The sequence below is a fragment of the Mesorhizobium sp. B2-6-1 genome (assembly GCF_006440475.1).
In the GTDB taxonomy this organism is placed as follows: Bacteria; Pseudomonadota; Alphaproteobacteria; order Rhizobiales; family Rhizobiaceae; genus Mesorhizobium.
The window spans coordinates 45,948-58,049 of record NZ_VFUH01000023.1; the positions used below are offsets into that span (position 1 = coordinate 45,948).

The window sequence follows — 12,102 nt, forward strand, 5'->3', positions numbered from 1 at the left end:
TGGGAGGCGCCAAGCAAAATCGCCAAAGTTGTAAAACTCCTGTCGATCGATGCCGTATCGGTCGTACCCTTTACCGGCCATTAACCCTAACAGGACGATAACGGACGCGCTCTCAGATGTTTGCTGCGACGCCGCAGCGGCCAGTCGAAGGTATGTGTCCTGTCATGAAAAGCACTGCTTCCCTTTTTCGCGCGCTGCTTGCCGTGTCGATGCTTGCCGGCTGCTCCAGCTACCGGCCGACGCCGGCCGCCTTCCACGAGGTGCTCGATCAACCCTATCGCCTGGGCGCCGGCGACCGCGTCCGCGTCACCGTGTTCGAGCAGGACGGGCTGACCAACACCTATAGTGTCGACCAGTCCGGCTATCTCTCCTTCCCGCTGGTCGGTGCCGTGCCGGCCCGTGGCCACACCGCCCAGCAGATGGAAAAGGAAATCGCCGACAAATTGCGCCAAGGCTATCTGCGCGATCCTGACGTTTCCGTCGAGATCGACCGCTACAGGCCTATCTTCGTCATGGGCGAAGTGGGCGCCGCCGGCCAGTATTCCTATGTGCCCGGCCTCACCGTTCAGAAAGCCGTCGCCATTGCCGGCGGCTTCACGCCGCGCGCCAACCAGGAAAGCGTCGACATCACCCGAGATATCAACGGCAAGGTGATGACCGGCCGGGTTGTCACGTCAGACCCGCTGCTGCCCGGAGATACTGTCTATGTGCGTGAACGTCTGTTCTGACGAACACACGTGGCGGACAAACTCAGGATCGTCCATTGCTTTCGTTCACCTGTCGGCGGGATCTTTCGGCATGTGCGGGACCTCGCGGAAGCTCAGGTCGCCGCCGGCCATTCGGTCGGCATCGTGTGCGATTCGACCACAGGCGGGGAATACGAGGAGCGCCTGTTCGAGCGGATGAAGGCCATGCTGGCGCTCGGCATCCATCGCACGCCGATGCAGCGCCATGTCGGACTGGGGGATCTCGCCTCGGCCTGGCGCACCTACGGAATCATCAAGGAATTGCGGCCGGACGTGCTGCACGGGCACGGCGCCAAGGGTGGCGCCTATGCCCGTCTGTTCGGCTCATTGTTGCGGGTATCAAGGTCTCGCGTAGCCCGCCTTTATTCGCCGCATGGCGGTTCTCTCCACTATGACGAGAGCACGTTCACGGGAAAGCTGTTCTTCGCGCTCGAGCGATCCATGGCTCACTTCACCGACTGTCTGCTGTTCGTCTCGGACTATGAGCGACGCACCTATCGCAGGAAGATCGGCGAGGCGCCCATTCCGAACGCGCTGGTCTACAATGGCCTGCGCGCGGCTGAGTTCGACCCCGTTCCGGAGAAGCCCGGAATGGTGGACCTGCTCTACATCGGCATGATGCGTGACCTCAAAGGACCCGACATCTTCATCGACGCGCTGGCCCTTGCCGGGACACGGCTCGGACGCCCGCTGGGCGCGGTCATGGTGGGCGACGGCGACAACCTGCCTCGGTACCGCGCGCAAGTGAGGCGGCTCGGGCTTGACGGCAATGTGCGTTTCCTGCCGCCGATGCCGGCCAGGGATGCCTTTGCGCTGGGCGCGCTGGTCGTCGTTCCTTCGCGCGCCGAAGCATTGCCGTATGTCGTGCTCGAGACGCTGGCGGCGGGAAAACCGATGATCGCCACGGCCGTTGGCGGCATACCGGAGATCTTCGGCGCCGATTCCCCTGCCCTGATCAGACCTGATCCGTTGCAGCTTGCCGACAAGATCGCCGAAGCGCTGGCCGATCCCGCCGCCTATCGAAAACTGATGCCCGATCGCGCCGATCTGGAGGCACGCTTCGGAGCCGATGTCATGGCTGCCGAGATCGAGAAAGCGTATTTCGCGGCGCTGGCCAAATAAACCACCGGCCCAAGCCCTTCCAAAGCCACGCGTTGTTTCAAGGGTTTCTTAGCTCTCTTTTGCTATTGCCTGGGGGAAGCTTGCGGAAATCCCATGAACGAGATCGATCCCGTGCACCGCTTTTCGGCAGAGGCTGTGCGCAAACTCGACACCCCGACCGATGGCGGCATGCCGGGCGGCATGAATGATGTCGCCCGTCAGGTCGCCTCGCAATACCGGCGCGATACGATGTCGCCGATCATGGTCAGCGGCGTCCTGCGGATGGTCGAGTTCGCAGTGCTGTTCCTTTCCGGCCTCGGCGTCTATTTCTACTTTGTCGGCTTCTTCAACTATTTCGCCTGGCAATATCCGCTGACGATCGCCGCCGCGTCGTTCCTTGCAGTGGTGCTGCTCGACGTCACCGATTGCTACCAGATCGTCTCGCTCATGCGGCCGATCGCCAATTTTGGACGTTTGCTGCTGGTCTGGGCCGGCACGTTCGCCCTCATGGCGCTGACGGCATTCGTGATGAAGATATCTGAAAACTATTCACGATTGCTGTTCGGCACCTGGTTCGCCGTCGGTTTCATTCTCATCTTCGGCCTGCGGCTGGTGATGTCGAAGCTGATCCGGCGCTGGGCGCGCGACGGCCACATGGAGCGGCGCGCCGTCATCGTCGGCGGCGGCAAGGCAGCGGAGGTCCTGATCCGCTCGGTCGAGAGGCAGCCCTACAACGACATCCGCATTTGCGGCATTTTCGACGATCGCAGCGACAAACGCTCGCCGCCTATCGTCGCCGGCTATCCCAAGCTCGGCACAATCTCGGAGCTGATCGAATTCGCCCGCATCGCCCGCATCGACATGCTGATCGTGTCGCTGCCGCTGACCGCCGAATCGCGCGTGCTGCAATTGCTGAAGAAACTGTGGGTGCTGCCGGTCGACATCCGGCTGTCGGCGCATTCGAACGCGCTGCAGTTTCGTCCACGCGCCTATTCCTACATCGGCTCGGTGCCGATGCTCGACATCTTCGACAAGCCGATCAACGACTGGGATTCGGTGGCCAAGCGCGCCTTCGACATCGTTTTCAGCCTGATCGGCATCGTCGTGTTCTCACCGGTGATGCTGGCGACCGCTATCGCCATCAAGCTCGACAGCAAGGGACCGGTGCTGTTTCGCCAGAAGCGGCATGGTTTCAACAATGAGGTGATCGAAGTCTACAAATTCCGCTCGATGTATGCCGACCGGTCGGACCCGACCGCCAGACAGACGGTCACCAAGAACGACCCGCGCGTTACCCGCGTCGGCCGCTTCATCCGCAAGACCTCGATCGACGAGCTGCCGCAGTTCTTCAATTCGCTGCTGGGTTCGCTGTCGCTGGTCGGCCCGCGGCCGCACGCGATTGCCGCGCAGTCGCACAACCTGCTCTACAACGAAGTGGTCGACGGCTATTTCGCGCGCCACAAGGTCAAGCCCGGCGTTACCGGCTGGGCGCAGATCAATGGCTGGCGCGGCGAGATGGACACCAACGAGAAGATCCGCATGCGGACGGAATACGACCTCTATTATATCGAGAACTGGTCGATGCTGTTCGACCTGCGGATCCTGTTCCTGACGCCGATTCGGCTGCTCAACACGGAAAACGCCTATTGAGCGCGGTCACCCATGACCTGCCGCGCGCGGCGGTCAATGCGAAGCTGATCGCGCTGATTTCCTCGGGCGCGGTCGGGCTCGGCATCCTGCTTTCCGGCTTCGTCATCAGCGAGCCGGCTCCTTACGAGATCTACATGGCCGGCCTGATCGCCATCTGGGCGCTTTTCGGTTTGAGGATTTCGCACGCGGCCGCGCCGCTGCTGGTGCTTCTGGTGACGATGAATATCGGCGGCATGATCGCCATGACGCAGATGTCAGACCTCGCCAACACGCCGCTCTACCTTGCAGTGTCGCTGTTTCTCGCCTTCAGCGCGGTCTTCTTCGCATCGGTCACCGCCACGCAGCCGAGCCTCTACCGGCTGATCTTCATTGCCTATGTCGTATCCGCGGTGATGACTTCGCTGCTCGGCATAGCAGGGTATTTCCATGCCTTCCCGGGCGCGGAGATGTTCACCAAATACGACCGCGCCGCAGGCGCCTTCCAGGACCCGAACGTGTTCGGGCCGTTCCTGGTTCTGCCCGGCATCTATCTGCTCTATCTGCTGCTGACCGGGCCGGTCTCGCGCATGCCGCTGCTGGCGGTGCCGCTGCTCATCATCACATCAGGCATCTTCTTCTCCTTCTCGCGCGGCGCCTGGGGCATGTTTGCCGTCTCTGCCGTTCTGCTTACCGGCTGCCTGTTCCTGCAGAGCAACAGCGGCATGTTCCGGCTGCGCGTGGTGGTGATGACCATCGCGGCATTGTCGCTGCTGACGATCGCCATGATCGTCATCCTGCAGCTGCCGGGCGTGGCGGAAATGTTCTCCAACCGTGCCCATCTCGAACAGAGCTACGACACCGCCCGCCTCGGCCGCTTCGCCCGCTATGCAATCGGCTTCCAAATGGCGATGGAGCACCCGTTCGGCATCGGGCCTCTGGTGTTCGGCACCATCTTCGGCGAGGACACCCACGACATCTGGCTGAAGATGCTGATGGATTATGGCTGGCTCGGCTTCGTATCGTTCCTGACGCTTGTCCTCTGGACGATATGTGCCGGATTCCGCATCCTGCTGCGCGACCGGCCATGGCAGCCCTATCTCCTGTGCGCCTATGTCGCCTTCATCGGCAATGTCGGGCTCGGCACCTTCATCGACATCGACCATTGGCGCCACGTCTATCTGCTGCTCGGATTGGTCTGGGGCGCGATCGCGCTGGAACACCGTCATCAGCGGCAATTACGGCTGGCGATGCCGAAAGCTTCACGTGACCGCGGAGCGCTATCGGCTCGATAGTCGCCGCCGCCGACAGGCAGCGCGCGCTGCCGCTGTCGCACGATCATGGCCGGCGAAATTCGACGCGATGACAGGCCCGATTATCGTTTTGCGGCATCGCTGTCGGCCGCGGCGCGAGACAGGAACATCTGCGTCGTCTCGGCGAGATGGCTCTTGAGCCAATCCGCCATCGCCTCCTCTTCGCGCAGATTCTGCTCAGACACACGCGCCACCTCGGCCTCCCCTTCGGCGTTGGCCGCGGCGATGAGCATCGTGTAGGAGGCAATCTCCATATGCTCGAAAGTATAGCTGGCGAGCGAGCCCTTCATCACCTCGTCGCCGGCAAACACGCCGCTGATCGACTGGGCCATGGCGGTGAGCTTGCCGCCTGCGTCTTTCATCGCGGAGGATCCCTCTCCGATCCGGTCAAGACAGCTTTTGAGGCGCGAGGCCTGCTGCCGCGTCTCGTCGAGATGCTGACGGATGCGGTCGCCGAGTTCCGGATAGCTTTCGAGGCGTGACAGTTGCCCGGAGAGCATCGTCTCGGCCTGCTCCTCCATGGCGTGAGCGTCTCTCAGCCATTGTATCAACCAGTCGCGCGATTGTGTCATGAAGGTCTCCCTTGGGTTGCTCGCCCAAACCGCGAGTGGAGAGCATTGTTCCGCCCGGGCTATGGCAGGTTCGGCCAGAGGCGCTGCCAACGCGCGGATTGGCCGCCGACGCGACGGTCACTTCTTGCTCTGGCCCGAGGCATCGGCCAATGCCGGGTTCACCAGCTTGCTGCGGACGTCCCGCGCCATTCGCAGATGCTCCAGTACGGCCGGCAGGATATCCGAGGCGAAATGCTGGACATCCGGATCCTGGCCGGAGCCGATCTCCCATTCAAGGAGTTGCACAGTCTTCTGATGCTCGACGATCTGGCCGCTGATGTAAGCCAGATCGAATTCGACGCCTGTAAGCTTTTCCAGCCTGGTACGCATCTCCTCGTGCTCGGCATCCAGCCCAGGCGGAAGCGGCATCTTGGCCGCTTCGGCGAGCGACTTCAGCCTGTCGTTCGCCCTCTGGTGGTCGTCAACCATCCTGCGGGCAAAGTCTTTCACCGCGGCATTTTCGGATTTTCCGGCAAGCTCGCCGAAGCGGACCTCGGCCAGACCGCCAGCAGCGGTAAGCTGCGCGAACAGCCGGTCCTGATAGTTGGTTTGGTGAGGCATTGGCTTGCCGGGAGATTCCTTCATCGTGTCCGGCGCCATGCCAGCCGGATTGCCGAACTGGGCGAAGGCGGTGGCGGCAGGCAGAAGCGCAAGCCCCACGACAGTTGCGAGTAGACGCATGCGAACCTCCTCGGGAAGCGTATCGCGCCGGATATCACGGCGCGCTTTCTCAGAGCACGAGCAGATAGGCGACCAGCGCGTCCTTTTCCGATTGGTCGAGTTTGGTGCCCAGCACCAGATTGAAGAACTCGACCGTGTCGGCGAGCGTCATCAGGCGGCCGTCATGCAAATAGGGCGGCGTGTCCTTGATGCCGCGCAGCGTGAACGTCTTGATCGGACCGTCGGGAAGCTCGACCATGTCGTTGACGGTCTGTCCTGGCTTGTAGAAACGATCGAGCTTCAGATCGTGCATGTTGTTGTCCATGAAGGACGTCTGCGGATTGTGGCATTGGGAGCAGCGGCCCTTGCCCATGAACACCGCTTCCCCTTTCAATTCCTCTGCTGACGCCAGTGCCGGATCGAGGCGGCCAAACGGATCGAGCTTAGGCGCCGGCGGGAAATCGATGATGTTTTGCATCTGTGCCATCATCGCCACCTGGTTCGGGCGGTCAGGCAGGTTGACGCCCTTGCGGGTGGCACTGACATGATCGCCATTGAAATACGCGGTGCGCTGCTCGAATTCGGTGAAATCCTCCACGGACCGCAATGAGCGCTTCGATCCATGTATCTGCTGGTTGAAGAGGCCGCGCAGACTGGTGGTGTCGAGACGGAAGCGCGCCGCCTGCGGCCTGATGTCGGGTGTCTGATGGAAGGCGGCGTTAGTGTTGAAATTGGAATGGCAATCAAGGCAGGCGACACCCATGCTCTGGCCAGCGACCTTGCGGTCCTCGGTCTGATTGAACTCTTCCTGCGGGAATGGCGTCAGCAGAAGCCGCAAACCCTCCATCTGTACTGGGGTGATGATGCCGTTCATGATCTCGTAGTAATTGCGGATGGTAAGCAGTTCGCCACGCGAGACATCGCCGAGTTCAGGGTGGGTGGTCAGGAAAATCGGTGGCGGGAATTCGGGCGTCAGGTGATCGGGAAGATCGAAATCGACGTCGAAGCGGCGCAGATCACGGCCTTCCTGGCGGCCGATCTCGCGGATTTCCTTCTCGGGAAACACTTGGCCTCCGGCAGCCTGCTTGACATGAGGTAGCGGCAGGAAGCCAGCCGGCAGAAGACCCTGGTCACGAATATCGCCGGGGCTCATCGAGCTTAGCCTGTCCCAGGTCGAGCCACCCGCCAGCTTGACCCTGACGCCACCCTGGACCGGCTTCTTGCCGTTGGTCATCATCACGCCCGGTATCGGACGGTCAGCCAGATCATAACGTTGCTCCAAAAGCTTCTTCTGACGCTCCATCACGCCAGGCTTCTGCGCCTCGTCATCGGCTTTCACCGCGGAAAAGGGCTGGCTCGGCAATGGCCGATAGGTGATGTCAGGAGGCAGCGGATCCGAGAACGCACTGATGCTGGCCGCCGCGACGATGATCGCGCACGGAAGGCCGATATGGAGTTTGCCGGTCATTTCGTCCCTCCTAAGTTCCCCGGACGGTTGCCAAACCGGACCGGGGGCGGTTTGTTCCAAGGCGGGAGTTGGCGAGAGGGAATTTGTTTCCGCCACCGGATTGAGCCATCGCCGGGCTCGTCATCTCTGAATGCAGGGCGACATCTTCGCCGCCTCGAACGGCGACGCCACGTTTGGAAAGCAATTCCCGGCCAAGAGGGCCCCGACAGGTGGAGGCATTTACTCTGAAGGAAGCCTTGCTCGTGGCATGGTCCATGGAGGGACCCGCGAACGCCCGTGGGACTTCCGGTCAGGTTTGACGCGATTTATCGGCGATGGTTGGTTCTGCTTCCGGAGGCGGTTTTAGCGCTTGCGCGCCAAGCCTCGAATATATATGGCTTTGCGCGGTCCGGAGTGTAGCGCAGCCCGGTAGCGCACTTGACTGGGGGAAAAATGCTCTCAGCCGGCTTTCCCCAAACCTTTCAAGCCCTTGACCGTCGTCTCTCTCGTTTTCGTGGGACTTTCCGTGGGACCTTTTGCGCCGGCGGCTTCTAGGGCGTTGAGGACATCTTCAACCATCGCATGCGCGTATTTCGTCGTGGTTTTGATGTCTTCGTGGCCGAGCAGCTGCTGCACCACCTTCAGATTGCTGTTGCGCAGCACGCGCGTCGCCGCGGTGTGGCGGGTATCGTGGAAGTGGAAGTTCTTGACGCCCGCCTTCGGCACCGCCCGGCGCATCGCGATCTTCAGGCCGGCCTCAGTGAGCGGGTATCGGTTGCCTTTGATGAGGCCGCGATTGCCCATCTTGACCGTCCGGGCGGCAACATAGGTGAACACCTTCTCGGCGTGGAAGTTCTGCTGGGCCCAGAGGATCTCGAATGTCCGCTTCGTCATAGGGACGACTCGGCTCTTGTTGCCCTTACCGACCACGGTGAACTGGCGGCCGAAGAAATCGACCCGAGACCACTCCAGGCCGAGGATCTCCATACGCCGGCAGCCGTTGATGAAGGCAAATTCGACGGCGACATCGTAGCCGCGGCCGAGCTCGGCCATGATCGCGGCCTCCTCGCCGGTGCTGGCTTCGCGAACTCGCTCCTTGGGCTCCGGCAACAGATGTTCGGACCAGTCGATCGTCGCCGTCCTGGCGCCCCAGAGGGCGCCGGCGCGCAGAATGATCTCGCGCAGCGGCTGCGTCACCGTCCGGTTCACCGTGGCGTTGCTGACCCGCCGTCGCACCTCCGGCGTCTTGTACTTGCGGCCAGGCAATCGTCGTGACGGCACGAACTCGCCGCGACGCTTCGCCACCATAGCGGCAACCTTGCTGTCGCCGATCTCCTGGAGGAGGATCGATTCGCCGAAGTGATCCTTCAGCCAGCCCATCGACCAGAGCGTGTTTGACGCGTTTTCGTGGTGCTGACCGACTTCCTGCCAATATCTTGCCGTGGCGTTGAGAAGGGTGAGGTCTGGCGCAAACAGGGCGGCCTCAGCCTTGATGACAGCGCGGGCCTCCTCGCGCTTAATCTTCTCTATCTGTTTGGCTTCCCGCTCCGTTTTGCGTTCAGTGCTTCCAGAAAATCGGCGACCGCCGAGCTGGAAATCGTACGAGAACGCGCCATCCTTGGCGTCGGGCCTTCGATAGACGGACATTCTGCGACCTTCTTTCTCCGCGCCTTCCAGGCATTGAGGTCGTCGAGCTCGTACCGTGGAGTTTCGCGCTTTTTTCCCTGCCCGACGTTGATGTACGGGATCTCGCCAGCCTTGCGCATCGCGCGCAAGGTGTCTTCGCCTATGCCCAGTTCCGCGCATGCCTCCTCAGGCGTCAAGAGCGGCATGGCGATGGTCCCCATGTTTCTGGATGATATGGCATCAGTCGTAGCCCTCCAGCCAAAGCCGGTAGGTCTTGTCGATCTCGCGGAAGCTGGCGGCCTTACCTTCATCGTAGTCGAAATCGATCCGGCTCTCGACGCTGCACAGCGCCTTCAGGCATTTCGCGGCATCGTCAACCGACGCGATGGTCATTCCATATTTCTTCGCCAAGAACGTCCAGAACCCCTTCTCACCGCAGATGATCCCGGCCTGGCGGGCAAGCGGACCGCCCTTGCGTGGCGGATCGACGGGCGCCGCCGTTGCCGTGTTGATTTTTTCCTCCGCTTCGGATGTGCTCTGCGCTCGGCCGTCGACCGTGTATTCGTACTCGCCAACGCGGAAACTGACCTCCGCCGGCCCGACAACATCGATGACGACTTCATCGCCCTCGATCCGGATGCGCCAAGCATCACAATCGCCGGCGGCGCCACCGAGCAGGTGCTCGATCGCTTCGCGGACCGGCCATGTGTAGCGGTGGACGAGCGTTGGCGTCATAGCCCGATCTCCTCGAGGAAGGTTTCCAGCCCGGCCGGCTTGTCCGGCGTCAAGAAGAACGCGCGGACGCGATCCCAATGGCGGTTCCATAGCCGGTCAAATTTGGTGCCCATGGTGAACGCCTGTGGGGCACCTCGATCTGGAGAATCGTGCTTCCTACCGCGCCGGCGGAAATCGTTGCCCTTGGCAGCCATGCGGGTGATCAACTTCGATCGACGACGGAGCTGCCTGTCGCGATGGCGGAGCGACATCGGGAGCAGCTTCCAGCACTTTCCGCAGACGACAGTTCCCACGCCATCTTCAGCTTTGAATGTGCGCCCACAGCGCGGGTTGAGGCATGGGGTCCGGTCAGACACGCTCACCTCCCCACGACTGCGAATTGCCGATCAGGCCGAAGAGGCTGTCGCCGAACTCCATGATCTCGCCGGCAGTCTTCAGCCGATCGGCGATGGCGACGAACTGCATGTGCATGCTGTCGCCAGCGCGGAGGCGGGTGAGGACGGCTTCGATCATGGTGCCACCTGATCGATATTGCGGCATTCAACGCTGAAGGTGACGGCCACAACCCACGGGTTGGTGTCCCATCCGAAGCCGCGATCGTGATTTAAGCTGTCCCATAGCCCGCAATAACTTGTGATCGGGCTGGCGGCATGATGGTCGTTGGCGATATGAAACAGCCCATCAACGGACTGGACACCCTCGGCGACCGCGTCGGCTTCGCTGATGTCCTGCAAGCGCTGCACCCGAACATCGGTGACGGTCAGCGTCAGCCGCGAAGCCCAGCGCGGCATGTGCATGCCCTGGCGGAAGCGGCCGAGCTTGGTGATGGCTGGATACCCGCAGGTCTGATGGACACCGTCCGCCACGTATAAAATGGCTTCATCGCCGCCCATAGCCGCGGGCGAAACGTCGTCGTACGCCGCATGGGTTTTCCATGCCTCGCGGACATAAAGGCGGTCGCCGACGGCATACGGAATGCGGAAATAATGGTTCATCGTCAACAGACCGGCGCCGGTAGACAAATGGAAATCGTCGACACGACGGAGGTGCGGCAGAGTTGTCTCGGTAGCGACCCGCCGCGTCTGCGTCTTGGTGCCGGCGAGCAGCGCGCGGACCATCGGGGCGGAAAACAGGATGGGGAGATCAGCCACAGCCACCCTCCTCTGAGGCCGCCGCCGGCTTCAGCCAGCGTTCCCCATAGACGTGGACGACTTTCGTGCCGACCTGCTGCAAAACGACGCCATGCTTGCCCTCGCGCGTGACATAGCTGCCCTGCGCCGTGCCTTCGAAGCCGTCGTGTTCGATGCGGTGCACCGCTCCCAGTTCTGGCGCCGTGGGGGTGGAAAGGGCAAAGCGGTCCCAAGCTTCGCTATCGGTGTCGTCTCCGAACTTGCCCGCTGCTTCACCGGCGCTGAAGCCTGCGAAGAACGCCGTCCTGACCTCCCCTGGAGCGGGTGGCGGGGATAGGGATGCGATGACGAGGCGTGCGCGTGCGAGGCATTGGTCTAAATCGGCGGATCGGCTCGCCTTGTTCGGTGCGTAGTCGAACATGTCTGTTAGGCCGTATCCATTCAACGTGGCACCGGCCATGGTTGCCTGCCGGGCCTCGTCATCGCATCGCAAAATATCGGTGAGCGCTGCGAGTGCCGTGTCTCCCTTGGCGGCGGGTAGCGCGGCAAGCAGAGCTGTGATGCCGGCGACTGAGAACGTCGCTCGCTCCTTGCCGGCGTGCTTCTCGACGTGCGTGCGAATAGCCTGGATATGATCGTCGCTCATGCTGCGATACCCAGCGGAACTTGTGCAAGGATCTCGGCGCGCGTCGCCCAACGGAGATTGGTCTCAACGTTGTCGAGCGTGTCGCCGTTGCGGTGCAGGACGTCGGCGTTGTCGAACGGCGCGGGACCGTGGAACGCCTCGCAAACGAGGCGATGAACCTTGTGAGTCTTGCCACGGAAGCGGATCACGCGGCGCGGCCTACTGACATCGCGGGCTATGTTGCCAAGCCAAGCATGCCCGCCATAGGTGCGGACACCGCCGTAAGGCATCTCCCTCTGATAAGCCAAGACGCGGATGCGGCCGAAGCTGCTGACCTCAAGCCCGTCGACCGACGGCTTCCAAACCTCGGTCATCAGCGCCACTCCATAAAAAATGGGATGTCGTCGTCAAGGTCGCTATTTGATCGCCGACCGGCACCGCCACCGCCCTGCCCGCTAGCGTGGCCACTGCCCCCGCCGAAC

At 62.0% G+C, this 12,102-nt stretch carries 14 protein-coding genes; 4 read left to right on the forward strand and 10 right to left on the reverse strand.

The genetic code is table 11. The features are described 5' to 3' along the window. Nucleotides 1-164: 164 nt before the first annotated feature. The 4 genes from FJ443_RS29660 (at nucleotide 165) to FJ443_RS29675 (ending at nucleotide 4,768) form a co-directional block, all read left to right on the forward strand. Nucleotides 165-728, forward strand: coding sequence for a polysaccharide biosynthesis/export family protein (locus tag FJ443_RS29660; RefSeq protein ID WP_140493982.1), 564 nt, complete (start codon nucleotides 165-167; stop codon nucleotides 726-728). Nucleotides 729-737: 9 nt separating this feature from the next. Continuing rightward, a complete protein-coding gene (locus tag FJ443_RS29665; RefSeq protein WP_140666803.1) occupies nucleotides 738-1,868 on the forward strand; it encodes a glycosyltransferase family 4 protein in 1,131 nt (376 codons plus the stop codon). A 93-nt stretch (nucleotides 1,869-1,961) separates the two neighbouring features. Beyond that, a complete protein-coding gene (locus FJ443_RS29670) occupies nucleotides 1,962-3,497 on the forward strand; it encodes an undecaprenyl-phosphate glucose phosphotransferase (RefSeq protein ID WP_140493986.1) in 1,536 nt (511 codons plus the stop codon). Continuing rightward, nucleotides 3,494-4,768, forward strand: coding sequence for an O-antigen ligase family protein (locus FJ443_RS29675; protein ID WP_140656111.1), 1,275 nt, complete (start codon nucleotides 3,494-3,496; stop codon nucleotides 4,766-4,768). The genes FJ443_RS29670 and FJ443_RS29675 overlap by 4 nt, the downstream gene beginning before the upstream one ends. An 80-nt stretch (nucleotides 4,769-4,848) precedes the next feature. On the opposite strand, the gene FJ443_RS29680 is transcribed toward FJ443_RS29675, so the two are convergent. The 10 genes from FJ443_RS29680 to FJ443_RS29725 form a co-directional block, all read right to left on the reverse strand. Then, nucleotides 4,849-5,358, reverse strand: a complete 510-nt coding sequence (locus FJ443_RS29680) for a DUF892 family protein (RefSeq protein WP_140493990.1) — start codon at nucleotides 5,356-5,358, stop codon at nucleotides 4,849-4,851. Nucleotides 5,359-5,475: 117 nt separating this feature from the next. Then, the gene (locus FJ443_RS29685; RefSeq protein ID WP_140493992.1) at nucleotides 5,476-6,078 is read right to left on the reverse strand and encodes a DUF4142 domain-containing protein; all 603 of its coding nucleotides are present in this window, start codon (nucleotides 6,076-6,078) and stop codon (nucleotides 5,476-5,478) included. A gap of 49 nt (nucleotides 6,079-6,127) precedes the next feature. After that, the gene (locus FJ443_RS29690) at nucleotides 6,128-7,525 is read right to left on the reverse strand and encodes a cytochrome B6 (protein WP_140521803.1); all 1,398 of its coding nucleotides are present in this window, start codon (nucleotides 7,523-7,525) and stop codon (nucleotides 6,128-6,130) included. A 438-nt stretch (nucleotides 7,526-7,963) separates the two neighbouring features. Further along, entirely contained in the window at nucleotides 7,964-9,151 is a 1,188-nt protein-coding gene (locus tag FJ443_RS29695) for a site-specific integrase (protein ID WP_140666805.1), read from the reverse strand. A gap of 219 nt (nucleotides 9,152-9,370) precedes the next feature. Next, entirely contained in the window at nucleotides 9,371-9,865 is a 495-nt protein-coding gene (locus FJ443_RS29705) for a hypothetical protein (protein ID WP_140583476.1), read from the reverse strand. After that, a complete protein-coding gene (locus FJ443_RS31510) occupies nucleotides 9,862-10,221 on the reverse strand; it encodes a hypothetical protein (RefSeq protein WP_210239644.1) in 360 nt (119 codons plus the stop codon). Before FJ443_RS31510 ends, FJ443_RS29705 begins: the two co-directional genes overlap by 4 nt. After that, nucleotides 10,214-10,378, reverse strand: coding sequence for a hypothetical protein (locus FJ443_RS31370; protein ID WP_181175163.1), 165 nt, complete (start codon nucleotides 10,376-10,378; stop codon nucleotides 10,214-10,216). Before FJ443_RS31370 ends, FJ443_RS31510 begins: the two co-directional genes overlap by 8 nt. Further along, entirely contained in the window at nucleotides 10,375-11,016 is a 642-nt protein-coding gene (locus FJ443_RS29715; RefSeq protein ID WP_210239646.1) for a hypothetical protein, read from the reverse strand. The genes FJ443_RS31370 and FJ443_RS29715 overlap by 4 nt, the downstream gene beginning before the upstream one ends. Further along, nucleotides 11,009-11,641, reverse strand: coding sequence for a hypothetical protein (locus FJ443_RS29720; RefSeq protein WP_140583481.1), 633 nt, complete (start codon nucleotides 11,639-11,641; stop codon nucleotides 11,009-11,011). The genes FJ443_RS29715 and FJ443_RS29720 overlap by 8 nt, the downstream gene beginning before the upstream one ends. Beyond that, the gene (locus FJ443_RS29725; RefSeq protein WP_140583484.1) at nucleotides 11,638-11,994 is read right to left on the reverse strand and encodes an HNH endonuclease signature motif containing protein; all 357 of its coding nucleotides are present in this window, start codon (nucleotides 11,992-11,994) and stop codon (nucleotides 11,638-11,640) included. Before FJ443_RS29725 ends, FJ443_RS29720 begins: the two co-directional genes overlap by 4 nt. Nucleotides 11,995-12,102: the final 108 nt, after the last annotated feature.

Excerpts from the sequence above, each read along its gene's own strand:
- FJ443_RS29660 (WP_140493982.1), top strand. The coding sequence starts at position 165 with ATGAAAAGCACTGCTTCCCTTTTTCGCGCGCTGCTTGCCGTGTCGATG.
- FJ443_RS29670 (WP_140493986.1), top strand. The coding sequence starts at position 1,962 with ATGAACGAGATCGATCCCGTGCACCGCTTTTCGGCAGAGGCTGTGCGC.
- FJ443_RS29680 (WP_140493990.1), bottom strand. The coding sequence starts at position 5,358 with ATGACACAATCGCGCGACTGGTTGATACAATGGCTGAGAGACGCTCAC.
- FJ443_RS29685 (WP_140493992.1), bottom strand. The coding sequence starts at position 6,078 with ATGCGTCTACTCGCAACTGTCGTGGGGCTTGCGCTTCTGCCTGCCGCC.
- FJ443_RS29690 (WP_140521803.1), bottom strand. The coding sequence starts at position 7,525 with ATGACCGGCAAACTCCATATCGGCCTTCCGTGCGCGATCATCGTCGCG.
- FJ443_RS29695 (WP_140666805.1), bottom strand. The coding sequence starts at position 9,151 with ATGTCCGTCTATCGAAGGCCCGACGCCAAGGATGGCGCGTTCTCGTAC.
- FJ443_RS29705 (WP_140583476.1), bottom strand. The coding sequence starts at position 9,865 with ATGACGCCAACGCTCGTCCACCGCTACACATGGCCGGTCCGCGAAGCG.
- FJ443_RS31370 (WP_181175163.1), bottom strand. The coding sequence starts at position 10,378 with ATGATCGAAGCCGTCCTCACCCGCCTCCGCGCTGGCGACAGCATGCAC.
- FJ443_RS29720 (WP_140583481.1), bottom strand. The coding sequence starts at position 11,641 with ATGAGCGACGATCATATCCAGGCTATTCGCACGCACGTCGAGAAGCAC.
- FJ443_RS29725 (WP_140583484.1), bottom strand. The coding sequence starts at position 11,994 with ATGACCGAGGTTTGGAAGCCGTCGGTCGACGGGCTTGAGGTCAGCAGC.